28 protein-coding genes are annotated in these 23772 nt (G+C 68.3%); 15 read left to right on the top strand and 13 right to left on the bottom strand.

Annotation, left to right across the window (positions count from 1 at the left end):
* Nucleotides 1–72 precede the first annotated feature (72 nt).
* The gene (locus C1927_RS02805) at nucleotides 73–1722 is read left to right on the top strand and encodes a Na+/H+ antiporter (RefSeq protein WP_108745890.1); all 1650 of its coding nucleotides are present in this window, start codon (nucleotides 73–75) and stop codon (nucleotides 1720–1722) included.
* Between the two features lie 67 nt (nucleotides 1723–1789).
* On the opposite strand, the gene C1927_RS02810 is transcribed toward C1927_RS02805, so the two are convergent.
* Nucleotides 1790–2038, bottom strand: coding sequence for a DUF3297 family protein (locus tag C1927_RS02810; RefSeq protein ID WP_108745891.1), 249 nt, complete (start codon nucleotides 2036–2038; stop codon nucleotides 1790–1792).
* Nucleotides 2039–2127: 89 nt separating this feature from the next.
* On the opposite strand from C1927_RS02810, the gene C1927_RS02815 reads away from it, so the two are divergent.
* Complete coding sequence (locus C1927_RS02815) at nucleotides 2128–2670, top strand: hypothetical protein (protein ID WP_079220480.1); 543 nt, start codon at nucleotides 2128–2130, stop codon at nucleotides 2668–2670.
* Nucleotides 2671–2855: 185 nt separating this feature from the next.
* Here the strand turns inward: C1927_RS02815 and C1927_RS02820 are convergent, their stop codons facing one another.
* From C1927_RS02820 to msrB, 5 genes are all read right to left on the bottom strand, one after another.
* Nucleotides 2856–3131: a DUF4031 domain-containing protein gene (locus C1927_RS02820; RefSeq protein ID WP_108745892.1), complete on the bottom strand. Its 276-nt coding sequence runs from the start codon at nucleotides 3129–3131 to the stop codon at nucleotides 2856–2858.
* Nucleotides 3132–3144: 13 nt separating this feature from the next.
* Complete coding sequence (locus tag C1927_RS02825; protein ID WP_108745893.1) at nucleotides 3145–3645, bottom strand: hypothetical protein; 501 nt, start codon at nucleotides 3643–3645, stop codon at nucleotides 3145–3147.
* A gap of 107 nt (nucleotides 3646–3752) precedes the next feature.
* Nucleotides 3753–4709, bottom strand: a complete 957-nt coding sequence (motB, locus tag C1927_RS02830; protein WP_079220483.1) for a flagellar motor protein MotB — start codon at nucleotides 4707–4709, stop codon at nucleotides 3753–3755.
* A gap of 3 nt (nucleotides 4710–4712) precedes the next feature.
* Nucleotides 4713–5567 (bottom strand): flagellar motor stator protein MotA, encoded by an 855-nt coding sequence (gene motA, locus C1927_RS02835; RefSeq protein WP_079220484.1) that lies wholly within the window; start codon nucleotides 5565–5567, stop codon nucleotides 4713–4715.
* 91 nt (nucleotides 5568–5658) lie between these two features.
* Nucleotides 5659–6126 carry a peptide-methionine (R)-S-oxide reductase MsrB gene (gene msrB / locus C1927_RS02840; RefSeq protein ID WP_108745894.1) on the bottom strand — a complete coding sequence of 156 codons (468 nt, stop codon included), beginning with the start codon at nucleotides 6124–6126 and terminating at the stop codon, nucleotides 5659–5661.
* 140 nt (nucleotides 6127–6266) lie between these two features.
* On the opposite strand from msrB, the gene C1927_RS02845 reads away from it, so the two are divergent.
* Both C1927_RS02845 and C1927_RS02850 read left to right on the top strand, forming a co-directional pair.
* Nucleotides 6267–6650: a classical arabinogalactan protein 4 gene (locus C1927_RS02845; RefSeq protein WP_079220486.1), complete on the top strand. Its 384-nt coding sequence runs from the start codon at nucleotides 6267–6269 to the stop codon at nucleotides 6648–6650.
* Nucleotides 6651–6765: 115 nt separating this feature from the next.
* On the top strand, nucleotides 6766–6954 hold the full coding sequence (locus tag C1927_RS02850; protein WP_079220487.1) for a lana protein: 189 nt from the start codon (nucleotides 6766–6768) through the stop codon (nucleotides 6952–6954).
* 54 nt (nucleotides 6955–7008) lie between these two features.
* Here C1927_RS02850 and C1927_RS02855 read toward each other — a convergent pair whose 3' ends face one another.
* Nucleotides 7009–7488 carry a winged helix-turn-helix transcriptional regulator gene (locus C1927_RS02855; protein WP_108747755.1) on the bottom strand — a complete coding sequence of 160 codons (480 nt, stop codon included), beginning with the start codon at nucleotides 7486–7488 and terminating at the stop codon, nucleotides 7009–7011.
* 149 nt (nucleotides 7489–7637) lie between these two features.
* Between C1927_RS02855 and C1927_RS02860 the strand changes: the two genes are divergently transcribed.
* Nucleotides 7638–8942, top strand: coding sequence for a D-amino acid dehydrogenase (locus C1927_RS02860; protein ID WP_079220488.1), 1305 nt, complete (start codon nucleotides 7638–7640; stop codon nucleotides 8940–8942).
* Nucleotides 8921–9991: an alanine racemase gene (gene alr, locus C1927_RS02865; protein ID WP_108745895.1), complete on the top strand. Its 1071-nt coding sequence runs from the start codon at nucleotides 8921–8923 to the stop codon at nucleotides 9989–9991. The genes C1927_RS02860 and alr overlap by 22 nt, the downstream gene beginning before the upstream one ends.
* Before the next feature lie 54 nt (nucleotides 9992–10045).
* Here alr and C1927_RS02870 read toward each other — a convergent pair whose 3' ends face one another.
* Complete coding sequence (locus C1927_RS02870) at nucleotides 10046–10612, bottom strand: DUF3016 domain-containing protein (protein ID WP_079220490.1); 567 nt, start codon at nucleotides 10610–10612, stop codon at nucleotides 10046–10048.
* Nucleotides 10613–10858: 246 nt separating this feature from the next.
* Between C1927_RS02870 and C1927_RS02875 the strand changes: the two genes are divergently transcribed.
* Together C1927_RS02875 and C1927_RS02880 are read left to right on the top strand one after the other, a co-directional pair.
* Nucleotides 10859–12844: an ATP-binding protein gene (locus tag C1927_RS02875; protein ID WP_237772003.1), complete on the top strand. Its 1986-nt coding sequence runs from the start codon at nucleotides 10859–10861 to the stop codon at nucleotides 12842–12844.
* A 45-nt stretch (nucleotides 12845–12889) separates the two neighbouring features.
* Nucleotides 12890–13192 carry a DUF3247 family protein gene (locus C1927_RS02880; RefSeq protein WP_079220492.1) on the top strand — a complete coding sequence of 101 codons (303 nt, stop codon included), beginning with the start codon at nucleotides 12890–12892 and terminating at the stop codon, nucleotides 13190–13192.
* A 39-nt stretch (nucleotides 13193–13231) separates the two neighbouring features.
* Here the strand turns inward: C1927_RS02880 and C1927_RS02885 are convergent, their stop codons facing one another.
* Nucleotides 13232–13495, bottom strand: a complete 264-nt coding sequence (locus tag C1927_RS02885; RefSeq protein WP_079220493.1) for a hypothetical protein — start codon at nucleotides 13493–13495, stop codon at nucleotides 13232–13234.
* 159 nt (nucleotides 13496–13654) lie between these two features.
* On the opposite strand from C1927_RS02885, the gene C1927_RS02890 reads away from it, so the two are divergent.
* The 3 genes from C1927_RS02890 to C1927_RS02900 are packed head-to-tail and all read left to right on the top strand — an operon-like array spanning nucleotide 13655 to nucleotide 16103.
* A complete protein-coding gene (locus C1927_RS02890) occupies nucleotides 13655–14725 on the top strand; it encodes a class I SAM-dependent methyltransferase (RefSeq protein ID WP_079220494.1) in 1071 nt (356 codons plus the stop codon).
* The gene (locus C1927_RS02895; RefSeq protein WP_079220495.1) at nucleotides 14722–15423 is read left to right on the top strand and encodes a pseudouridine synthase; all 702 of its coding nucleotides are present in this window, start codon (nucleotides 14722–14724) and stop codon (nucleotides 15421–15423) included. Before C1927_RS02890 ends, C1927_RS02895 begins: the two co-directional genes overlap by 4 nt.
* Nucleotides 15420–16103 (top strand): HAD family phosphatase, encoded by a 684-nt coding sequence (locus C1927_RS02900; RefSeq protein ID WP_108745896.1) that lies wholly within the window; start codon nucleotides 15420–15422, stop codon nucleotides 16101–16103. The genes C1927_RS02895 and C1927_RS02900 overlap by 4 nt, the downstream gene beginning before the upstream one ends.
* Before the next feature lie 126 nt (nucleotides 16104–16229).
* Here the strand turns inward: C1927_RS02900 and fabB are convergent, their stop codons facing one another.
* Together fabB and fabA are read right to left on the bottom strand one after the other, a co-directional pair.
* Nucleotides 16230–17438: a beta-ketoacyl-ACP synthase I gene (gene fabB / locus C1927_RS02905; protein WP_079220497.1), complete on the bottom strand. Its 1209-nt coding sequence runs from the start codon at nucleotides 17436–17438 to the stop codon at nucleotides 16230–16232.
* On the bottom strand, nucleotides 17438–17953 hold the full coding sequence (gene fabA / locus C1927_RS02910) for a 3-hydroxyacyl-[acyl-carrier-protein] dehydratase FabA (protein WP_108745897.1): 516 nt from the start codon (nucleotides 17951–17953) through the stop codon (nucleotides 17438–17440). The genes fabB and fabA overlap by 1 nt, the downstream gene beginning before the upstream one ends.
* A 191-nt stretch (nucleotides 17954–18144) precedes the next feature.
* Here fabA and dinB point away from each other — a divergent pair, with 191 nt between their 5' ends.
* Nucleotides 18145–19215, top strand: a complete 1071-nt coding sequence (gene dinB / locus C1927_RS02915; RefSeq protein ID WP_079220499.1) for a DNA polymerase IV — start codon at nucleotides 18145–18147, stop codon at nucleotides 19213–19215.
* Between the two features lie 295 nt (nucleotides 19216–19510).
* Here dinB and C1927_RS02925 read toward each other — a convergent pair whose 3' ends face one another.
* The gene (locus tag C1927_RS02925; protein WP_108745898.1) at nucleotides 19511–20422 is read right to left on the bottom strand and encodes an MBL fold metallo-hydrolase; all 912 of its coding nucleotides are present in this window, start codon (nucleotides 20420–20422) and stop codon (nucleotides 19511–19513) included.
* A 93-nt stretch (nucleotides 20423–20515) separates the two neighbouring features.
* The gene (locus tag C1927_RS02930; RefSeq protein WP_108745899.1) at nucleotides 20516–21154 is read right to left on the bottom strand and encodes an NAD(P)H-binding protein; all 639 of its coding nucleotides are present in this window, start codon (nucleotides 21152–21154) and stop codon (nucleotides 20516–20518) included.
* A 108-nt stretch (nucleotides 21155–21262) separates the two neighbouring features.
* Here C1927_RS02930 and C1927_RS02935 point away from each other — a divergent pair, with 108 nt between their 5' ends.
* From C1927_RS02935 to gph, 3 genes are all read left to right on the top strand, one after another.
* Nucleotides 21263–22192, top strand: coding sequence for a LysR family transcriptional regulator (locus C1927_RS02935; protein ID WP_079220502.1), 930 nt, complete (start codon nucleotides 21263–21265; stop codon nucleotides 22190–22192).
* Entirely contained in the window at nucleotides 22189–22980 is a 792-nt protein-coding gene (locus tag C1927_RS02940) for a class I SAM-dependent methyltransferase (RefSeq protein WP_079220503.1), read from the top strand. Before C1927_RS02935 ends, C1927_RS02940 begins: the two co-directional genes overlap by 4 nt.
* A 61-nt stretch (nucleotides 22981–23041) precedes the next feature.
* The gene (gph, locus tag C1927_RS02945) at nucleotides 23042–23698 is read left to right on the top strand and encodes a phosphoglycolate phosphatase (protein ID WP_108745900.1); all 657 of its coding nucleotides are present in this window, start codon (nucleotides 23042–23044) and stop codon (nucleotides 23696–23698) included.
* Nucleotides 23699–23772 lie beyond the last annotated feature (74 nt).

Genomic DNA, 23772 nt, shown 5'->3' on the forward strand with positions numbered 1-23772 from the left:
TGTTAACTTTTTTTCCAGTCTCCGGCGCACACCGGTTTTTTCCGGCCCCACGCGCCGCTTCCTGGAAGAAGCATGCACACCATCGAAGTCGTCCTGGCGATGCTGGTAGCCGTTGTCGCCAGCGGTTACCTGGTTCGCGTCCTGCCATTCTCGTTGCCCCTGCCGCTGGTGCAGATCGCGCTGGGCGCGGTCATTGCCGGCGTGTTCAACCGTGGCCATGCGCTGGAACCGGAAGTGTTCTTCCTGCTGTTCCTGCCGCCGCTGCTGTTCCTTGATGGCTGGCGCATTCCCAAGCAGGGCCTGTTCCGCGATAAAGGCGCGATTCTCGAACTGGCCTTCGGCCTGGTGGTGTTCACCGTCGTCGGCGCCGGCCTGCTGATCCACTGGATGATTCCGGTGATGCCGCTGGCCGTGTGCTTCGCGCTGGCCGCCATCGTCTCGCCCACCGACCCGGTGGCAGTGGGGGCGATCGCTGCCAAGGCGCCCATTCCCAAGCGCCTGATGCACATCCTGGAAGGCGAATCGCTGCTCAACGATGCGTCCGGCCTGGTCTGCTTCCGCTTCGCCGTGGCCGCGGTGATGACCGGCAGCTTCTCGCTGGCCACTGCCTCGCTGACCTTCCTGTGGGTGGCGGTGGCCGGCCTGGCGGTGGGCGTGGCGGTCACCCTGGGCGTGTCCACGTTCCAGCGCTGGCTGTGGCGCCGCTTCGGCGAAGAGCCCGGCGCGGCGATGCTGGTCAACCTGCTGATCCCGTTCGCGGCCTACCTGCTGGCCGAAGAGATCCATGCCTCGGGCATTCTTGCTGCGGTCGCCGCCGGCATCGCGATGAGCTACGTCGAGCTGACCGGCCGCGTGTCGGGCAGCATGCGCGTGCAGCGCGCCGGGGTCTGGAACATGCTGCAGTTCAGCTTCAACGGCATCATGTTCGTGCTGCTGGGCGAGCAGTTGCCGGGCATCGTCGAGCGCGCCACCACCACCATGAACGAGACCGGCCACCAGAGCGCCTGGTGGCTGCTGGTGTACGTGCTGGTCATCAACGCCACGCTGATCGCGCTGCGCCTGCTGTGGGTGTGGCTGTCGCTGCGCTGGAACCTGCTGCGTGCGCGCCGCCGTGGCCTGGAGCGGGGCGAGGCGCCGAACTGGCGCATCGTGGTGGCGACCTCGGTGGCCGGCGTGCGCGGTGCCATCACCCTGGCCGGCGTGCTGACCCTGCCGCTGTTCCTGCCCGATGGCAGCGCCTTCCCGGCGCGTGACCTGGTCATCTTCCTGGCGGCGGCGGTCATCCTGTTCTCGCTGGTCGGCGCCAGCGTGGCGCTGCCGCAGCTGCTGAAGGGCCTGCAGCTGCCGGCCGATTCGGGCGAACGCAAGGAAGAGGACCTGGCCCGCAAGCTGTCCTCCAAGGCCGCGCTGGCCGGCGTGGAGCGCATGCGCCAGCAGCTGGTGATGAACCAGAACACCGAGAACGTGCAGCTGTACAACGATGCTGCCTCGCGGGTCAGCCTGCTGTACCAGCGCCATCTGGAAAAGGACAGCGACGGCCCCGACGTGGACCCGGAGAAGGTCAACCGGATGGAACAGGGCTACCGCCAGCTGCGCAGTGCCGGCCTGAACGCCGAGCGCGAGGAGCTGTTCCGCCTGACCCGGCGCGGGGTGATCTCCGATGAGATCTCGCGGCGCCTGATCCGCAACCTGGACCTGCTGGAATCGCGCAAGCGCGATTGAGGCGGCGGCTGGGGTCAGATCCCTTTCCGCCGGAAAGGGCTCTGACCCCGGGATCCGTGCGCGGCGCTTATTCCGGCTTCTGGTCCAGGAAATACGCCTCGACCTTGCCGTTGACCTTCATGGTCATCGGGTTGCCGCGGCGGTCGCGGGCCCTGCCGGCCTGCACGCGGATCCAGCCTTCGCTGATCGAGTATTCCTCGACGTTGTCGCGCTCGATGTCGTTGAAACGCACGCCCACGCCGCGCTCCAGGGCCTGGGCATCATGGAAGGGGCTGGCCGGGTTGATCGCCAGGTGGTCGGGAGGGGTATCGCTCATCGCTTCATTCACAGTGACGGCCAACAAGGCCGGCTTCAGCGGCACAGGATAAACCGTAGAATGCCGGCCTGCCCCAAGGAGTGCCCGCCATGCCTGACAACAGCGATTATTTCGACTTCGAAGAAGACGCCCACGATTTCGACGAAGACGACTTCGAGGCGCGGGTCTGGAACCTGCTGGTTCTCATCAACCCGGGCGACGAGGAGCTGGCGCTGCAGCAGTTCAACCGCTGGCGCGAGCACTTGTCCGAGGATGGGCAGCCGCTGGAAGCGGACAGCGACTGGGTGCCGGCGCTGTTCACGGCCATCGCCTGGCAGTCCGGTTTCGAGGTGGAGCGTGACGACCTGGAATCGCTGCAGTCGGCGGTGAACGAGCTGTCGGCGCGCTTCAACCTGCAGCTGGACTGGGGCGGTGACCTGGACGACGAGGATTTCGCCGCCGACCTGGACGGCGTGCAGCTGATGTCCACGGCCTTCGACCGCCTGCGCGAGCACAACTACACGTTGTGGAGCGTGGACGCGGGCAGCGACGGCTTCACCGGCTGGATGGCGTTGACCCGCGACGATGACGCGCTGCTGGCGCTGTGTTCGCTGCTGAACGTGGAAGTGCGGCTGGGCAGCGACCCGTTCTGAGCGATGATCCGACCCGCCGGGCATGGCCCGGCTGATCGACGATCCGACCCGTTGGGCGTGACCCGGCGGGGTAGAGTCGACTGTTAGTCGACTTTCGCGCGTAGCGCGGGGTTTTTTGCGGTCGCACGGGAGAGCAGTCGACTAACAGTCGACTCTACCCAGTCAGTGCCACGGGGCCGAGCGAACTACGGCCGGTATTGCGCCCGTGCGTTGGCGATCACGGCCTTCACCAGGTCGCGGTCGGTATGCCGGGAAATGGCGCGGGCGCCGAGTGCGATCGCCTGCGCGCGCAGGTCCGCGGTGACATCGTAGTGAGCGCCGCTGGCCTTGTTCTGGAAGGCCCGTGGCGGAATGCCGAGCTGCGCCGCCATCGCGTGCAGCTCGGCCAGGGTGTCGGCCATCAGGTGCGCCCAGCGCTGTCCGCGCCAGGGATGCACCGCGTCATCGACGTAGACCGCCACCGCCGCGGCCGGTTCAGGCCTGCGGCTTGCCGTCGGTGTCGGCAGCGTCGGCCGGAGCGGCCTCGGCGTCGGCAGCGGCTTCAACCACGTCGCCTTCAGCGGCTTCAGCGGCGTCTTCGCCTTCCTCGGCTTCCACGGTCTCGAACTCGGACACCAGCTTGTCCAGGTACTCGTCAGCGGTCTGGCCGGCTTCGGCCGCCAGGGTGTCCAGCAGCTTCTGCATCAGCTCGGAATACTCGAGGTTGACCTTGCGGCCTTCCTTTTCCTGCACGTTGGACAGGTGCTTGAGCATGGCCAGCATCGGCACCGGGTTGTCGGCGTTGCCCATGGTCTGGCCGCCGATGGCCAGCAGCCACTCGCGGCCCTGCAGGCCGATGGCAGCCACGGCCTGGCCGTCTTCGTTGGTCAGCACGGCGTGGTTCTGCACCTGCTGCTGGGCATTCAGGCGCAGGAACGGACGCTTGGCCTGCTGCTTCTTGCGCTTGTCGCGCTTGGCCTTGGAGTTCTGGGACATGGGTGGGGTCACCTGGAAAGGGAAAGACCGCCATTGTACTGGGTGCCGCGCTGCGCGCTCGCCGGGCATGGCCCGGCGCTACCGGATTGCAGCGCCCCGGCGTAGCGTCAGGGCGCCACGGCCGGCGTGGCGGCTTCGCCCTGCGCGGCCTGCACATCGGGGTCGGCCACGGCTGCCGACAGCCCCACCTGCGGGCCGGCGCCGGCCAGGGCGGCTTCTTCGGCGGCCTTGGTCATCACCACGATGCTGATGCGGCGGTTGATCGGGTTCTGCGGGTCCGTTTTGTCGAACAGCACCGAGGAGGACAGGCCGACCACACGGGTGATCTTGCTGTCCTCCATGCCGCCGTCCACCAGCGCACGGCGTGCGGCATTGGCGCGGTCGGCGCTCAGTTCCCAGTTGCCATAGCCGCGCGCGGCCGAATACGCGGTGATATCGGTATGGCCGGTGAGGCTGATCCGGTTCGGCACGTGGTTCAGGTACTCGGACAGCTCGTGCAGGATCTGCTGCGTATACGGCTTCAGCGTAGCGCTGCCGAGGTCGAACATCGGCCGGTTCTGCTTGTCCACGATCTGGATGCGCAGGCCTTCCGGGGTCAGGTCCAGCAGCAGCTGGTCCTTGAACGGCTCCAGCGCCTGGCTGCGGCTGATCGCCTCCTGCAGTTCCTTCATCAGCGCTTCCAGCTGCTGCTTGTCGCGCTGCTGCTGGTCCACCGGCTGCGGCACGGCTTCCTTCTGGTTCTGGAAGGGGTCGTTGCTGTTGCCGCGGGACACATCGGTGGCGCCGCCCAGCTTGATCATCGAGGTGCTGGCGCCACCGGGCCCGGCCATGCCCGGTGCGGGCGTGGGGCTCTGCCCGGCCAGCGGGCTGGGGTTGCGGAAGTACTCGGAGATCGCCGCGCGCTCGGGCTTGCTGGTGCTGGCCATCAGCCACAGCACCAGGAAGAAGGCCATCATCGCGGTCACGAAGTCGGCGTAGGCCACTTTCCACGAACCGCCGTGATGGGCGGCATGGCCGCCCTTCTTGACCCGGCGGACGATGACGGTGGGCTTGTTCTCGGCCATGGCTTACTTGACCGTCTTCAGGTGCTGCTCGAAATCGGAGAACGCCGGGCGCACGTTCGACGGCAGGGTCTTGCGGGCGAATTCCAGCGCGATCTTCGGGTTGTAGCCGCGCAGGCAGGCCAGCAGGGCGGTCTTCACCGATTCGTAGATGCGGCTGTCCTGCTCGGCGCGGGCTTCCATCGCCGAGGCCATCGGGCCGACGAAGCCGTAGCCCATCAGGATGCCGAGGAAGGTGCCCACCAGCGCGCCGGCCACGTGGCCGCCGACCTCGACGATGTCGCCGCCGATCGAGCCCATGGTGATGACGATGCCCAGCACGGCCGCCACGATACCGAAACCGGGCAGGCCGTCGGCCACCTTGTTCATCACCTGCGAGGGGGCCATCGCCTCGGCGTGGTGCTTTTCCAGCTCCAGCTCCAGCAGCGGTTCCAGCTCGTGCGGCTCGATGTTGCTGCCGATCATCAGGCGCAGGCAATCGGTGATGAAGTCGATCAGGTGGTGGTCGGCCTGCACCTTGGGGTAGTTGGCGAACAGTGCGCTTTCGGCCGGGCGCTCGACGTGGTCTTCCAGCGCCATGAAGCCTTCGCGACGGGCCTTGTTGAGCAGTTCGTACAGCAGGCTGAGGACGTCGATGTAGTCCTGCTGCTTGTAGCGCGGGCCCTTGAACACGCCCACCATGGCCTGCAGGGTCTGCTTGACCGTCTTGGCCGGGGTGCCGACCAGGAAGGCGCCGAGTGCGGCGCCGCCGATGATGACCAGTTCGTAAGGCTGCCAGAGGGCACCCAGGCGGCCGTGGGCGCCCAGGTAGCCGCCGAGGACGCTGATGATGACGACCAGGAATCCAACGATGATGAGCATGGCGCGACGCAAGGAGAGGGGATATCTCCTTGTCGGCCTGACACCGGTGTTTCTGAAGAGCGGATTCTGTGAAGTCGGTCAGCGGGGGTGATCAGCCCGCCGTGCCGGCCTCGGCGCCTTCACGCTGCAGCGGATTGGGCCACGGCTCGCCGTTGCCGGCAAAGGAAAGTGAGACGGAGTTCAGGCAGTGGCGCTCGAAGGTGGGCGGCGGGCCGTCCGGGAACACGTGGCCCAGGTGGCTGCCGCAGCGGGCGCAGGTGATCTCGGTGCGGACCATGCCGTGGCTGGTATCGCGGATCTCGGTGACGTGCGCCGGGTCGTAGGGCGCGAAGAAGCTGGGCCAGCCGGTGCCCGAATCGAACTTGGTGCTGGAGCGGAACAACGGCAGCCCGCACATGCGGCAGCAGTAGACGCCCTCGCGCTTGTTGTCCAGGAACACGCCGCAGAACGGGGCTTCGGTACCGTGCTGCAGCAGCACGCGGCGCTCTTCGGTACTCAGGCCGGCCACCAGGGCGTCGGCCTGGGGGGCGGTGGGGGGCGTCAGGTCGAAAGCGCTCATGCCGGCTCTCCGTGGGGTCAGTGGCCTGGGGATGCCGGCAAACGTGGGGGTGAGGGCCCGCCGTTGCAAGTGTGATGGCCATTCATGGCCGGCACACGGCCCCCGGCGCATGGTGGACCTCTCACACGATGGAGCGTGCCATGAAACCGCGTCTCGTCCTTCTGTTGTCCGTCCTGCTGCCCCTGGCCGCGCAGGCGCAGGTGCCGACGTCCTCCAGCCCGACCGCTACGCGCAGCGCGAACAGCGTGAACCCGCCCCCGGTCGCGCCGCAGTCGCCGCCGCCACCGGCCAACCCGGCGCTGCCGGTGCAGGTGCCGCGCCAGCAGGCACAGCCGATCCGTTCAACCGGCCCGGCACAGGTGACACCCGCACCGGCCACGCGGGCGCCGGACAAGGTGTATGACCGCAACGGCCGCATCGTGCCCGGGGTGAAGCCGGCTGGCCCCAACCGCGTGTTCGATTCGCGCACCGGCCGTTACTACGACAGCGTACCGGCCGCTGACGGGCAGCAGATCAAACCGTGAGGCGCGCGCGCCCGGGCCTGAACCCACGAAAACGACGCCTTGCCGATCACTGTTTTTTCGCCTGCGATTAACCGCTCCGGGACCACCGTGGCCCTGCACCGGCAACCGCCGTTGCATGTCCTTCGTCCATTGGATCGCGATCATGAAAAACCAGCAGAACCGTCATCCCGGCAAGGAGCAGCAGAGCCAGAGCCGCAGCCCGCAGCAGCAACAGCAGCAGATGGATGCGCAGCAGCCGCAGAAGGGCGGCAAGCAGCAGGAGCAGCGCCAGCAGGGGTCGCAGAAGCACCCGCAGCAGCGTTGACCGACGCGTGGGTCAGGGCCCGCGATGCGGGCTCTGGTCCGGCCGCCGCCGCGCTCAATCCGCGATCGGCAGGGCCCAGGTTTCCTTCACTTCCTCCATCACGATGTAGCTCTTCGATTCGCGCACATGCGGCAGGGTCAGCAGGGTGCTGCCCAGCAGCTTGCGGTAGCTGGCCATCTCGCTGATGCGCGCCTTCAGCAGGTAATCGAAATCGCCCGAGACCAGGTGGCACTCCAGCACGTTGGGCAGCTTCAGCGCCGCGCGGCGGAATTCTTCGAAGATGTCGCCGGACTTGTAGGCCAGGCTGATCTCCACGAACACCAGCAGGCTGGCCTTCAGCGCGGCCGGGTCCAGGTGCGCGTGGTAGCCGGTGATGATTCCTTCGCGTTCCAGCCGGCGCACGCGTTCGGTGCAGGGGGTGGTCGACAGGCCGACCCGTTCACCCAGTTCGGTGAAGGAAATGCGGCCCTCGGCCTGCAGGATGCGCAGGATCTTGCGGTCGATCTTGTCCAGCTCGCGGGGGCGTGTGGCCATGGCCGTCAACCTCTGGGGGTGAATCACAGGAAAACATCCTGCCTGCGATCCTGAAATCAGGCAAATCGTCTAGGAACGGGAGAATATACTTCCCCGATTATGCTCCCGGCGTGCTCAAACGCAGGGAATCATCGGGTTGGAGAGTTTCCATGCGAGTCCTCGTTCTCGGCAGCGGCGTGATCGGCACCACCAGTGCCTGGTACCTGCGGCAGGCCGGCTTTGAAGTCACGGTCATCGACCGCCAGCCCGGCCCCGCGCTGGAAACCAGCTTTGCCAATGCCGGGCAGCTGTCGTTCGGCTACACCTCGCCGTGGGCGGCCCCGGGCGTGCCGAAGAAGGCGATCGGCTGGCTGTTCGAGAAGCATGCGCCGCTGGCCATCAAGCCGGGCATGGACCTGGCCCAGTACCGCTGGCTGTGGCAGATGCTGCGCAACTGCACCCACGAGCGCTACGCCATCAACAAGGCGCGCATGGTGCGCATGTCCGAATACAGCCGCGACTGCCTGAACGAGCTGCGCGCGCAGATCGGCATCGAGTTCGAAGGCCGCGACCTGGGCACCACCCAGCTGTTCCGCACCCAGCAGCAGCTGGACGCCTCGGCGCAGGACATCGAGATCCTGGCCCAGTACGGCGTGCCCTACGAAGTACTGGACCGCGCCGGCATCATCCAGGCCGAACCGGCCCTGGCCCACGTCGATGGCCTGGTGGGTGCGCTGCGCCTGCCGCGTGACCAGACCGGCGATTGCCAGCTGTTCACCCGCCGCCTGGCGCAGATGGCGGCCGACGCAGGCGTTGAATTCCGCTACGACCAGGACATCAGTGGCCTGGAGTTCGATGGCGACCGCATCACCGGCGTGCGCATCGGCGGCCGGCTGGAAACCGCCGACCGCTTCGTCGTCGCGCTGGGCAGCTATTCGCCGCAGATGGTGGCGCCGCTGGGCATGCGCCTGCCGGTGTACCCGCTGAAGGGCTATTCGCTGACCCTGCCGATCACCGACCCGGCGATGGCGCCGACCTCGACCATCCTGGACGAGAGCTACAAGGTGGCCGTCACCCGCTTCGACAACCGCATCCGCGTCGGCGGCATGGCCGAAGTAGCCGGTTTCGACCTGTCGCTGTCGCAGCGCCGTCGCGAAACCCTGGAACTGGTGGTGCGCGACCTGTACCCGAAGGGCGGCGACCTGGCCAAGGCCGACTTCTGGACCGGCCTGCGCCCGGCCACCCCGGACGGCACGCCGGTCATCGGCGCCACCCCGTTCCGCAACCTGTACCTCAACACCGGCCACGGCACCCTGGGTTGGACCATGGCCTGCGGCTCGGGCCGCTACCTGGCCGACCTGATGAGCGCGCGCCAGCCGCAGATCAGCACCGAGGGCCTGGATATCTTCCGCTACGGCCAGTACGGCCACGCCCCGCAGCAGGAGAGCCGCGCATGCGTCCTGCCCGCGCGCTGATCGACCTGGGCGCGCTGCGCAGCAACTACCGGCTGGCCCGCGAGCTGGGCGGCGGCAAGGCGCTGGCGGTGGTCAAGGCCGATGCCTACGGCCATGGCGCCGTGCGCTGTGCACAGGCGCTGGAAGGCGAGGCGGATGGCTTTGCCGTGGCCACGATCGAGGAAGCGCTGGAACTGCGCCAGGCCGGCATCCGTGCGCCGATCCTGCTGCTGGAAGGCATCTTCGAGGCCAGCGAACTGCCGCTGGTGGCCGAGCACGACCTGTGGTTCTCGGTGGGCTCGGCGTGGCAGCTGGAGGCGCTGGCCGCCTTCGACAGCCCGCGCCCGCTGACGGTGTGGCTGAAGCTGGACAGCGGCATGCACCGGCTGGGGCTGGACGTGGCCGGCTTCCGCGCCGCGCACGCACGGCTGTCGGCGCTGCCGCAGGTCGAGCGCATCGTGATGATGACCCACCTGGCGCGCGCCGATGAGCTGGACAGCGAGCGCACCCACGAACAGGCCGCGACCTTCAAGGCCGCCATCGAAGGCCTGCAGGGCGAGACCAGCGTGTGCAACTCGCCGGCGCTGCTGGGCTGGCCGGACGTGCGCAGCGACTGGGTGCGGCCGGGCCTGATGCTGTACGGGGCCAACCCGTTGCCGGACGACACCGCGCTGACCGAGCGCCTGCGCCCGGTGATGACCATGCAGTCGAAGGTGATCGCCGAGCGCTGGATCGACGCCGGCGAACCGGTGGGGTACGGCGCACGCTTCGTGGCCAAGGCGCGTACCCGCGTGGGCGTGGTCGCGCTGGGCTATGCCGACGGCTACCCGCAGTTCGCGCCGAACGGCACCCCGGTGCTGATTGACGGCCAGCCCGGCGGGCTGATCGGCCGCGTCTCGATGGACATGCTGACCGTGGACCTGACCGCACATGCGCAGGCCGGTATCGGCAGCGTGGTGGAGCTGTGGGGTACGGCGCCGACCCTGGCCGAACTCGCCCCGCGCTGCGGCGTCAGCGCTTACCAGCTGCCGTGCGCGGTCAAGCGCGTGGCGCGGGTCTACCAGGGGTGAGGTGATGCCGGCCAGCGGCCGGCACTACCGGAATGCACGCCCAGCGGCCTTTGATCAACGCGCGGCGGTCGCCTGCGTGGCCAGCTGGCGCTTCACCCAGTCATCGATCAGGCGCTTCTCGAAACGCAGCGGATCGTTGTCGCTGCGCACCCCGATGTTGTGCAGGTAGCCGCTGTCGCTCAGCTTGGCTTCGCCTTCATTGATGATGCCGCCGCTGGCGTCCTTCAGCGTGTACCGCAGGGTGATGCGCGGCGGGTAGATGTCGCGCATGATCCGGATGTCGTCGCCACGCGGGCCGTGCCACGGCTCGTAGTCGCCGGCGCGCTTGATGTCCACCAGGGTCACATCGAGGGTCTGCCCGGGCTGCAGCGGCTTGGCCGCTGCGGTCTGCAGGTAGCGGGCCAGCTGCTGCACCCAGTCACCCCGCTGCGCCTCGAAGCGGTTGGTGCTCTGGCGGATCTCGGTGAAGGTGGCCGGATCGTCCCACTTCACGCTGACCGGGCCATTGGCCTGCAGGGCCCGCGGTGCCTGCGGATCGGTGACAGTGCGCGGCGCAGCGGTGGCGCTGCCCACGGCCAGGGCGCCGGCCATCAGCAGGGCGGCGCAGAGCGAACGGTTCATGACGGTCTCCTGCGTCCCGTGATCGGGACGGTCTGGGCTACAGGCCGAGTGTGATCCTGCGCATGGCCGCCAGCAATGGCCGATTGCGTCAAATGCGTCACTAGTTGTCGCCAATTCATGGTCGTCAAGCGTGACTGACGGCGCTTGACGCTGTGAATACGCGCTCTGGAAGATGCTGTACCTCCACCCGGTCCGCCTCCCACGCCCTTGTCCACACTGCCGCCCCTCGCCGAGCGCCCGCCCTTGATGGCGCCGGCGCCCGAACCCGACCTGCATCATCGCGTGCTCGAGCACATCAATGCCGGCTTCTGCGTGATCCAGGTGCTGTTCGAAGGCGACCTGGCGGTGGACTACCGCTTCCTGGAGGTCAACGAGGCCTTCGAGCGCCATACCGGCCTGAAGGGCGCGCAGGGCAAGCGCATGAGCACGCTGGAACCGCAGCACGAAAGCGACTGGTTCCGCATCTATGGCGAAGTCGCGCGCACCGGGCAGCCGGCGCAGTTCGAGATGGACGCGCGCGCGCTGGGCCGTTCGTTCGCCGTGGACGCGGTGCGCGTGGGCGAGCCGGGCGAGGACAAGGTCGGCATCCTGTTCTTCGACGTGACCGCGCGCAAGCAGATCGAAGTGGAGCTGGGCGAGAGCGAGGCGCGCTTCAGTGCGCTGGCCGACGGCCTGCCGATGCCGGTCTGGGTGCTGGACGAGCGCGGCCATGCCCGTTTCGTCAACAGTGCCTTCAGTGAATTCTTCGGTGGCGACGAAACCCGCGTGCCGGAAGATGTCTGGCGCGGCCTGGTGCATCCGGACGACGCCTCGGTGTTCGAGTACGAGCTGCAGGAAGCGCTGAAGGCACAGCGCTCGATGCATGCGCTGGTGCGCGCGCGGCGTGCCGATGGCCAGTGGCGCTGGCTGGAGATGAACGCGCGGCCGCGCTTCTCGCGCATGGGCCGCTTCATCGGCCTGGCCGGCAGCAGCCCCGACGTGACCGAGCGCCGCGAGATCGAGCTGGCACGCGAGGAGCTGCTGCAGTCCGAGCGTGCCGCGCGCAGTGCCGCGGAAAACATGGCGCGGCTGAAGGACGAATTCCTCGCCACGCTGTCGCACGAGCTGCGCACGCCGCTGACCACCATCCTTGGCTGGAGCGAACTGCTGCTGCAGCGCGTGGACAACACCAGCCCGCTGTTCAAGGGCCTGAACGTGATCGCCAGCAGCGCAACGGCACAGAAGCGCCTGATCTCGGACATGCTGGACCTGAGCAGCATGCTGCTGGGCAAGGTGCAGCTGGAAGTGGAGGTGCTGGACCTGCGCCTGCAGCTGGGCGAAGCGCTCGGCGCACAGGAACCGGTGGCCGAGGGCAAGGCGCTGGACGTCACCCTGCAGCTGCCCGAACAGCCCTGCCTGGTGCTGGGCGATGCCACGCGCCTGCAGCAGGTGCTCTGGAACCTGCTGTCCAACGCCATCAAGTTCACCCCCGCCGAAGGCCGCATCGAGGCGCAGCTGCGCGCCGATGGCGGCTACTGGACGATCACCCTGCGCGATACCGGCGACGGCATCGCGCCTGAATTCCTGCACCACCTGTTCAGCCGCTTCCGCCAGGCCGATGGCACCACCACCCGTCGCCATGGCGGCCTGGGCCTGGGCCTGGCCATCGTGCAGCAGCTGGTGGAACTGCATGGCGGCACGGTCAGCGCGGCCAGCGAGGGCCATGGCCATGGCTCCACGTTCACCGTGCGCCTGCCGCAGTACATCCCCGATGCCGACCGTCGGCCGCTGCGCGAAGTGTTCAGCGGGCCGATCCTGGAACCGATGGTGGTCGAGCCGTATCCGCTGCGTGGCCTGCATGTGCTGGCCGTTGAAGACCAGCCCGAAGTGCTGGAGTACCTGCGGCGCATGCTGGAGGAGCAGGGCGCCAGTGTCTCGGCGGTCAGTTCCGCTGGTGAAGCGCTGGCGCTGCTGGCCGACAGCGGCCACCTGCAGTACCACGTGATGCTCACCGACATCGGCATGCCGGGCATGGACGGCTATGGCCTGGTGCGGACGCTGCGCGAGGACATGGGCGTGGAGGCGGCGGAGCTGCCGGCCGTCGCGGTGACCGCGCTGGCACGCGCCGATGACCGCCGCCGCGCGCTGGCGTCCGGTTTCCAGGAGCACGTGGCCAAGCCGTACTCGGTAGCCCAGCTGGTCTCGGCGGTGCGCAGCGTGCAGCCCCTGCGCGCGGGCAGCGCATTGCACTGAGCATTCACGGCGGATCGGCGAACCTGCCAGCAAGGAGGTTCACCGATGTCCCGTATTGCTCCCCGCATCCATACCGACCCGGCGCAGATCGCGCGCCTGGAAGCCCTGCTGCCGCAGCTTGATGGCGAATGGCAGGTGCAGGTGACCCTGCACGATGGCCGCCGCCTGCTGGGCACCGTCGCCGTGCGCCCGACGCTGCAGCAGTACCGCAATGAAGCGGGCGATGAAGGCAGCAACGGCCAGTTGCGCCTGGACGACTACGACAGCCCGGTGCAGCAGCACCATGTCTGGCTGGACGAGATCGCCAGCGTCAGCCGCCTGCCGCCCAAGCTCCCGTCACAGGCGTGAACCGGTAGCGCCGGGACATGCCCGGCGCCACGCGGCATCTCAATGCTCGAACACGGTCGGCGTCGCTTCGAACCGGCGCGCATACGCACGCTCGTCGGCCACCCGGGCCACTTCCTCGTCGGCCAGGTCCGGTGCGCCGTATACCGCGTAGGCCACGCTGCCATCGGCGCCATGGCCGACCTGGTGCAGGCGGTAGCGCGAATGCCCACCGCCGGTGTCCTCGGGGTAATGCACGGGCGGATGGCTGCCTTCCAGGTCCATTTCACTGTTGTCGACCACTCCACCGACGAACAAGGCGCGCATGCAGGTTCTCCTGGGGTTGCTGGGGGTGAGCCCTTACCCTGAACGCTTCGATGTTGTCGGCACATCAACAGCCCGTTGAAGTTTCGCAAAGCGGCCCGCCGGGGCCGGCACGGCCAAGCCGGTACAATGGACGGCCCTACGCTTGAAGTACCCGCGCCGATGGCCTCCAGCAACGACGCCCCCCTGCAGACCCTGCTCCTGCCGTTCAGCAACGGCACCCTGCACTGGCCCGACGGCCCGGTGGCCTTCCTCCGTTCCCGCGATGGCTGGCCGCTGCGCGAGATCGCCGGCAACCGCGAAGTGCATTGCGAGCAGAGCTTCGCCCCGTTTGCCGAGCCGTTGCAGCAGGCCGCCGGCTGGACCGTCAGCGGCCAGATCGACGATGCCGCTGGCAAGGGCCGCTACCCGCTGGTGCTGGTGCTGCCGCCGCGCCAGCGTGAAGAGGCCCGCGCGCTGTTCGCCCGTGCCCTGGCCCTGGTGGCCGAGGGCGGCCGCATCGTCGCCTGCCAGTCCAACAACGAGGGCGCCCGTTCCGGCGAAGGCGACCTCAAGCAGTTGACCGGCCTGGGCGGCTGCCTGACCAAGAACCACTGTCGCGTGTACTGGACCGCCCCGCTGCAGGGCCAGCACGATGCCGGCCTGGCCAAGCGCTGGAGCGCGCTGGACGCGGTGCGTCCGATCGTCGGCGGCCGCTTCCTCAGCCGCCCGGGCGTGTTTGCCTGGGACCGCATCGACCCGGCCTCCGCGCTGCTGGCCGAACACCTGCCGGCGGATCTGGCCGGTCGTGCCGCCGATCTCGGTGCGGGTTATGGCTACCTGTCGCGCGAGCTGCTGGAACGCTGCCCGAAGATCACCGCGCTGGACCTGTATGAAGCCGAGCAGCGTGCGCTGGCCCTGGCCGAACTGAACCTGGCACCGCCGCCGCGCGCGCTGCCGCTGCGCTTCCTGTGGCGCGACGTCACCGCCGGCATCGAGCCGGGCTACGACGTCATCATCAGCAACCCGCCGTTCCACACGCCCTCGCGTGCCGACCGCCCCGACATCGGCCAGCGCTTCATCGCCGTGGCCGCGCAGGCGCTGCGTCCGGGTGGCCGCTTGTACGTGGTGGCCAACCGCCACCTGCCTTACGAGTACACGCTCAACGAGAGCTTCGGCGCGGTGCGCGTGGTGGCCGAGCGCGATGGCTTCAAGCTGGTGGAAGCGGTGAAGGCGAAGGGGAAGGGCAAGTGAAGCTGGTCAAGCTGATCGCCAACCTCGGCTATGGCAGCCGCAAGCAGGTGCAGTGGATGTTCCGCGAGGGCCGTGTCACCGATGCCGAAGGCGAAGTGCTGTACGCCGATGACCAGGTGCCGCACGAGGCGATCCGGGTCGACGGCGAGCCGCTGGACCCGCCGGTGGGCCTGTCGCTGGCCCTGTACAAGCCGGCCGGCTACACCTGCTCGACCAAGGACACCGGCCGCCTGATCTACGACCTGCTGCCGCCGCGCTTCCGCGACCGCGACCCGGTGCTGTCCACGGTCGGCCGCCTGGACCGCGAGACCAGTGGCCTGCTGCTGCTGACCGACGATGGCGGCCTGCTGCACCGGATCATCTCGCCCAAGTCGAAGCTGCCCAAGGTCTACGAAGTGGAACTGGCCGAAGACCTGCGTGGCGACGAAGTGGCGCAGTTCGCCAGCGGCACGCTGATGCTGGAAGCGGAGAAGACGCCCCTGCTGCCGGCTGAACTCGAGGTGCTGGGCCCGCGCAAGGCGCGCCTGGTGCTGCACGAAGGCCGCTACCATCAGGTACGCCGCATGTTCGCCGCCGTCGGCAACCACGTGCAGGCCCTGCACCGCAGCCGCGTCGGCGGCCTGGACCTGCAGGGGCTGGACGAAGGCCAATGGCGGATGTTGACCCCCACCGACCTGGACACCCTGTTCGCTCCATGACTTCACTCGCAGCGCTGCCGTTCCTTCCGGATGCCGTCATCTTCGACATGGACGGCCTGATGATCGACAGCGAGCGGGTGTCGATCGCGTGCTGGAGCCAGGCGGCCGCCGAATCCGGGCTGCCCCTGGATGAAACGTTCTTCGTGCGCATGGTTGGCCTGGGTGACCGAGACAGCCAGGCGCTGCTGCGCGGGCAGGGGGTGTCGGACGCGGTGATCGCGGCGATGGCCGCGCGCTGCCACGACCTGTACGAAGCACGCACGCAGACCGGCCTGCCGCTGCGGCCGGGCATCGTGGAGCTGCTGGAACTGCTGAAGACGCACGGCATTCCGCGCGCCGTGGCGACCACCACGCGGCAGCCGCGTGCCAACCGCAAGCTGGCCGCCGCCGGACTGCTGCCGTATTTCGATGCGGTCATCACCAGCGGCGACGTCGCCCACCCGAAGCCGGCGCCGGACATCTACCTGCTGGCCGCGCAGCGGCTGGGCAAGGACCCGGAGCGCTGCCTGGCGCTGGAGGATTCACCGGCCGGCACGCGCGCCGCCGTTGCGGCGGGCATGACCGTGATCCAGGTGCCCGACCTGGTGCATCCGGATGAAGAACTGCGTGCGCTGGGCCACCGCATCGTCGGCTCGCTGGTGGATGCCCACGCCCTGCTGGTGCCGCTGCTGCCAACCTGACGGTGGGTGCCGACCGTTGGTCGGCACGCTTCACCGCTCCCGCCGGGCATGGCCCGGCGCTACCGCTCTGGTGGGTGCCGACCACCCCTCTGGTGGGTGCCGACCGTTGGTCGGCACGCCTTTCAATCACACCCGGCCGAACACCAGCGCTGCGTTGGTGCCACCAAAGCCGAAGCTGTTGGACATCACCGTATCCAGCTTCTGCTCGCGGCTTTCGCGCAGGATCGGGAAACCTTCCACCGCCGGGTCCAGCTCGGTGATGTTGGCCGAACCGGCCACGAAACCATCGCGCATCATCAGCAGGCAGTAGATCGCCTCGTGCACGCTGGCGGCGCCCAGCGAGTGGCCCGACAGCGCCTTGGTCGACGACAGCGGCGGCACGGCATCGCCGAACACTTCGCGGATCGCGCCCAGCTCGGTCACGTCGCCCAGCGGGGTCGAGGTGCCGTGGGTGTTGAGGTAGTCCAGCGGGCGATCGACGTTCTGCAGCGCCATCTTCATGCAGCGCACGGCACCTTCGCCGGACGGGGCGACCATGTCGGCACCGTCGGAGGTCACGCCATAACCGATCAGCTCGGCATGGATGCGCGCGCCGCGGGCGACGGCGTGGTCGTAGTCCTCCAGCACCAGCATGCCGCCGCCACCGGCGATGACGAAGCCGTCGCGGTCCTTGTCATACGGGCGCGAGGCGCTGGCCGGGGTGTCGTTGAAGCTGGTCGACAGTGCGCCCATCGCATCGAACATCACGCTCATCGACCAGTGCAGGTCTTCGCCACCACCGGCGAACATGATGTCCTGCGCGCCGTGGCGGATCATGTCCGCGGCCGCGCCGATGCAGTGCGCCGAGGTCGCGCAGGCAGCCGACAGCGAGTAGCTGACGCCCTTGATCTGGAAGGCGGTGGCCAGGCAGGCCGACACGGTGGAGCACATCGTGCGCGGCACCATGTACGGGCCGACCTTGCGCACGCCACGGGCGCGCAGCAGGTCCACGGCACCCACCTGCCATTCGCTGGAACCACCGCCGGAACCGGCGATCAGGCCGGTACGCAGCGCGCTCACCTGTTCCGGCGACAGGCCGGCATCGGCGATCGCATCGCGCATGGCGATGTAGGCGAAGGCCGCCGCATCGCTCATGAAGCGCTTCTGCTTGCGGTCGATCTGCGCATCCAGGTCGAGGTCGACGCGGCCACCGATCTGGCTGCGCAGGCCGGCTTCGGCGTGGTCGGGCAGCGCGGTGATGCCGGCGCGGCCTTCCCGCAGCGCCGAGGAAACGGTATCCAGATCATTGCCCAGGCACGAGGTGATGCCCATGCCGGTGATGACGACGCGACGCATCAGAAGCTCCCGGTTTCAGTGAACAGGCCCACGCGCAGGTCGCGGGCGTTGTAGATCTCGCGGTCGTCCACGTACATGCGGGCATCGGCCTGGGCCATCACCAGCTTGCGGTTGATGACGCGGGTGATGTCGATCTCGTAGCGCACCCGCTTGGCTTCCGGCAGCACCTGGCCGGTGAACTTCACCTCGCCGCAGCCCAGGGCGCGGCCCTTGCCGGGTGCACCCAGCCAGGTCAGGTAGAAGCCGGTCAGCTGCCACATGGCATCCAGGCCCAGGCAGCCGGGCATCACCGGGTCGCCGATGAAGTGGCAGCCGAAGAACCACAGGTCCGGGCGGATATCCAGTTCGGCACGTACCATGCCCTTGCCATGCGGTCCGCCGTCCTCGCGGATTTCGGTGATGCGGTCGAACATCAGCATCGGGTCGTTGGGCAGACGGCCGGCGGCGGCGCCGAACAGTTCACCGCGGGCGCTGGCCAGCAGCTGGTCACGGTTGAACGCGTGGAGACGAGTCATGGAAAGCGCATTCCTGGAAGCGAAAACAAGGCAACAAGTCCCCGAGGATGCACGACGGTTGCAACGGGAATCAAACCGCCGCACCGTACGCGTGCGTAGTGTTTTCCCCGGGAATCACGCATCCCGTTGATGCACAAAGACCATACTTGGCCGTCTGGAGCGGTACGGTGCGGGTATGATGTCCGCCAACCATGAACGCACTGCGCAAGATCATCCACGTCGACATGGACGCCTTCTACGCGTCGGTGGAGCAGCGCGACGATCCGTCACTGCGCGGCAAGCCGGTGGTCGTGGCCTGGCGCGGCGCACGCTCGGTGGTGTGCGCGGCCTCCTACGAGGCCCGTGTGTTCGGCGTGCGCTCGGCAATGCCCGCCCTGCGCGCCGAGCGCCTGTGCCCGGATGCGATCTTCGTGCCGCCGGATTTCGCGCGTTACAAAGCCGTGTCACGCCAGGTGCGCGAGATCTTCCTGCGCCATACCGACCTGGTCGAGCCGCTGTCGCTGGACGAGGCCTACCTGGACGTGACCGCGCCGAAGAGCGGCATCGAACTGGCCACCGAGATCGCCCGCACCATCCGCGCGCAGATCCGCGAAGAGACGAACCTGACTGCTTCAGCCGGCATCGCGCCGAACAAGTTCCTGGCCAAGATCGCCTCGGACTGGCGCAAGCCTGACGGCCAGTTCGTCATCCCGCCGCAGCGCGTGGACGCGTTCCTGCTGACGCTGCCGGTGAAAAGCGTGCCGGGCGTGGGCAAGGTGATGGAAGGCAAGCTGGCCGAGCGCGGCATCGTCACCTGCGGTGACCTGCGCAACTGGACGCTGCCGGACCTGGAAGAAAACTTCGGCAGCTTCGGCCGCAGCCTGTACAACCGCGCCCGCGGCATCGACGAACGGCCGGTGGAACCGGACCAGCAGGTGCAGTCGATCTCCTCCGAGGACACCTTTGCCGAAGACCTGCTGCTGGAAGACCTGGGCGAGGCCATCGTGCAGCTGGCCGAGAAGACCTGGAATGCCACGCGCAAGACCGAACGCATCGGCCACACCGTCGTGCTGAAACTGAAGACCGCCCAGTTCCGCATCCTCACCCGCAGCTTCACTCCGGACCGTCCACCGGAATCGATGCAGGAACTGCGCGACATCGCCCTGTCCCTGCGCGCCCGCGTCGACCTGCCTGCCGACACCCGCTACCGCCTCGTTGGCGTCGGCCTGGGTGGATTCCGCGATAAAGAACCGGTGGTGCAGGGCGAACTGTTCGGGCACTGATCAACCCCGTGCCGACCAACGGTCGGCACCCACCAACAGCAGCAGGTTCCAACAGCAGCAGGTTCCATCAGCAGCAGGTTCCAACAGCAGCGGGAAACTGTCGAAGGCGGGGTGGGTCCGGTTGCGGGGGCGTGAGCGCCATGGATGGCGCGACCGAGCCTCCATGGACGGATTCACGGCGTCCCCCGCAACCGGACCCACCCCGCCAACCCACGGATACCCAGCTGTTGCCGTTGCCGTTGCCGTTGCATTGAGCGGGTGCAGGGCGCAGCCCTGCAAAAAGAAACCACCTACCTCACGGCCACTGCATCTCGCCCTTGGCCACCTTCGCACTCAGCTCCAGCGACGCCACGCCCGCCAGCGCCGGATAGCGCGCCTGCATCGCCTTCACCAGCGCCGCACTGTCCTTCGCCTTGGCCGCCTCCGCATCGAACGCACGGATGTAGCCTGCAGTGAAACGCAGCGCGCTCGCATCCAGCGCCGCACCCGGCGCGTAATGGCCCGGCACCACCACCTTCGGCTTCAGCGCCTGCAGGTGCTGCAGCGTCTGCAGCCAATCAGCATGCGACTGCGGCGTCTGCGTATCGGCCATCCACACGTGCTCACCGGCCACCACCGGAATGCCACCGACGATCGCACGCAGCGACGGCACCCACAGCACCGTGCGGTCGGGTGTCGGTCCGTCCAGCCCGATCAGCGGCAGGCGCTGGCCTTCCAGCTGCAGCGCGTCGTCGTCCAGCACCTGCGGCAGCACGATGCGCGCAGGCACATCGGCACCCATCTTCGGGCCCCAGTAGGCCAGCTTGCCGGCCTGGGTCTGCGTGATGTGGGCAACGGTCTGCGCCGTGGCGACGATGCATGCCTGCGGGAACGCATCCTGCAGCGTGGCCAGGCCGAAGTAGTAGTCCGGATCGCCGTGGCTGATGTAGATCGTGGTCAGCCGCTTGCCGCTGGCGCGGATCCTGTCGGCCAGCGCAGCCGCATCGCGGGCGGCAAACTGCGCATCGACGAGGATCGCCTCATGGCGGCCTTCGATCAGCACCGAGGACACGGAAAACAGCGCCTGCGGCCCGGGATGGAAGGTCTGCAGGTGCAGTTGTGAGTGCGCCGCAGGGGTGGTGGCAGGCGCCGCCGCGGTGGCACGCAGCGGTGCACCGGTGAAACCCGCGGCCAGCGCGAGGGGAAGCAGCAGGGCAGCAGTACGCATCAACGATTCCTCGTGTAGAGCCGAGCCCATGGTCGGCTGCAGTGGTTGCCTCAAGCCGAGCGCAGGCTCGGCTCTACAGGGGAAACGTATCGATCAATACGCCGCAGTGATGATCTGCTTCGGGTACTTGCCCGCTTCCAGCTCGGCCACGAACGCCGCACCGTAATCGGCGTAGCTGATGCGGCTGTGGCCGCTGGCATCGGCCAGGAAGGTCTTGGCCTGCACGCGGTACTGGCCGCGCTCTTCGCCCGGGCCGATTTCCGCGGCCGGCGAGAAGAAGGTCCAGTCCAGGTCCTCCACCGCCTGCAGGCGCTTCAGCGCTTCGCGCGCGGCAAGTGCATACGGCTTGTAGGCGGCGGGGAAGTCCGGGGTGTCGACCAGCTGCACGCCCGGCGCGATCTCCAGGCTGCCGGCGCCACCGACCACCACCACGCGCGGCACCTTGGCCTGGCGTGCGGCGGCGACCAGCTGGTCGGCCACGCTGGCGATCTGGCCGATGTCATCACCCGGGCGCGGGCCGTAGGCGCTGGCCAGCACGTCGTGGCCAGCGATCACGGCGGCCAGGGCGGCGGTGTCGTCCAGCGCCGCGATGGCCAGCTGGGCACCGGCCAGCTCGGCCGGCAGGTCTTTTTCACTGCGGACCACGGCCGTGACCTGGTGGCCGTGGGCGAGGGCGTGGCGGGCGATCTGGCGGCCGATGTTGCCGGTGGCACCGACGAGGGCGATCTTCATGTCAGGACTCCTTGGGGCGGAATGGGGTGGGAACGAGGCCACTGTAGGCCGCTGCAGTTGCTCGAAAAACAGCGTATAACGCGCTTGTTTGTTGCATGGATCGAGCAGATGGACCGATTGACCGCCATGACCGTGTTCGTCGAAGTGGCCGAGCGTGGCAGCCTGACCGCCGCCGCCGAGGTGCTGGACATGTCCCGCGCGATGGTCAGCCGCTACCTGGCCGAGGTGGAGGGCTGGCTGGGCGCACGCCTGCTGCACCGGACCACGCGGCGGATCAGCCTGACCGGCGCCGGTGAAGCCGCGCTGGCGCGCTTCCGGCAGATGCTGGCCATCGGCGAGGAACTGCAGGGCGAACTGGCCAGTGACGATCCCGAGCCGCACGGCACCCTGCGCATCACCGCCAGCGTGTCGTTCGGGCAGAGCCACCTGGCACGCGCAGTGGCGGCCTTCGTGCAGCGCCACCCGGCCGCGCGCATCGAGCTGCTGCTGGTCGACCGCATGGTCAACCTGGTGGAGGAGCGCGTGGACCTGGCCGTGCGCATCGCCCGCCAGATCGATCCCAGCCTGATCGCGCGACGGCTGGCCACCTGCCGTTCGGTGCTGTGCGCCACGCCTGCCTACCTGCAGGCACACGGCACGCCCAGCGCACCGGAGCAGCTGCCCGCGCACAACTGCCTCACCCACCACTACGTCGGCAAGAGCCTGTGGCAGCTGCATCGCGACGGCCGCTCGCTGTCGGTGGCGGTGGGCGGCAACATCAGCGCCAACGAAGCCTCCCTGCTGCTGGAAGCGGTGCGCGCCGGTGCCGGCATTGCCATGCTGCCGACCTACCAGGTGGCACCGCTGCTGCGTTCGGGGGAACTGGTGCAGCTGCTGCCGGCCTATGCGCTGGACGAGCTGGGCATTCATGCCGTGTACGCATCGCGTCGACAGCAGCCCGCTATCATGCGGCGGTTCCTGGATTTCCTGGCCGAGTGTTTCACCAGCCCGGCATTCCAGGATCTGGATTGGCGCCCACCGGTCAAGGAGGACACATGAACCATGGACAGGGATTGCTCGAGCACAACCGCGCGGCGTGGGACCGCCAGGCACGCGAGGCCAGCGACTGGTCGCGCCCGGTCGATGCCGAAACCATCGCTGCCGCACGCCAGGGACGCTGGCAGGTCCACCTGACGCCCCGCCCGCTGCCGCTGGACTGGCTGGGCGATGTACGCGGCCGCCGCATCCTCTGCCTGGCATCGGCCGGTGGCCAGCAGGCGCCGGTGCTGGCCGCCGCTGGCGCGGTGGTCACCGTGTTCGATCTGTCCGACGGGCAGCTGGCGCAGGACCGCCGCGTGGCCGAGCGCGATGGGCTGTCACTGCGCACCGTGCAGGGCGACATGCGTGACCTGCATGCCTTCGCCGATGGCAGCTTCGATGTGGTGTTCCACCCCATTTCCAACCTGTACGTGCCGGATGTGCGCCCAATCTGGGCCGAGTGCCAGCGCGTGCTGGCGCGGGATGGCCTGCTGCTGGCCAGCTTCTACAACCCGGTGGTGTTCGTGGGCGCGCGCGATCCGCAGCTGCAGGAACAGGGCCTGATCCGCCCGCGGTACGCCATTCCGTATTCGGACCTGGAAGACCTGCCGGCCGAAGAGCGCGAGGCCAAGCTGGCCCGTGGTGAAGCACTGACCTTCGGCCACAGCCTGGGCGACCTGATCGGTGGCCAGCTCGATGCCGGCTTCGTGGTCGAGCGCTTCATGGAAGACTGGCAGCCGCGCCCGCGTTTCCTGATCGACCGCTACCTGCCCACGTTCCTTGCCACCCGCGCCCGCCGGATCGGCTGAGGCGGATGCGGAAATGCCGGGGCGTACAATGGACGGCCCACGTCGTACAGGTAACCGTCCCTTGTCGTATCCCTATCCGTTGGTTGTGTTTGATCTGGACGGCACGCTGGTGGACAGCGCGGCTGACATTGCCGAAGCACTGAACCGCACGCTGGAAGACATCGGCGTGGCGCGCGTGCCGGAAACCACCGTGCTGGGCTGGATCGGTGATGGCGTGCGGCGGCTGGTCGAGCAGGCGGTGCACGCCGCCGGTCGCGACGTGGACCTGGCCGAGGTGATGCCGACCTTCATGGTGCATTACCGCGAATGCCTGCTGCGCAGCCCGCGCCTGTTCGATGGCGTGCCGGAAGCCCTGGCGTTGCTGCGCGCGCGCGGCGTGCCGCTGGCCATCTGCACCAACAAGCCGGCCGCGCTGGTGCCGCCGTTGCTGCAGCACCTGGGCATTGCGGATGCGTTTTCACTGGTGCTGGGCGGTGATTCGCTGCCGCAGCGCAAGCCCAGTGGCGAGCCGCTGCGGCACATCGCCGCGCACTTCGGCCAGGCGGTGGACGCCTGCCTGATGGTGGGTGATTCGCTCACCGATTACCGTGCCGCCGAAGACGCCGGCATGCCGATCGCGCTGGTGCGCTACGGCTATCCGCGCGGCCTGGATCTGGAAACGGCACATGCCGTGGCGGTCATCGACGACCTGCGTGACCTCCCCGGCCTGCAGCACTGACGCACTGGGTAGTGCCGGCCGCTGGCCGGCAACCCGTTGCACGCTGCCATAGACCATGACGCTGCCGGCCAGCG

Source organism: Stenotrophomonas sp. ZAC14D1_NAIMI4_1 (assembly GCF_003086775.1).
Taxonomy (GTDB): domain Bacteria; phylum Pseudomonadota; class Gammaproteobacteria; order Xanthomonadales; family Xanthomonadaceae; genus Stenotrophomonas.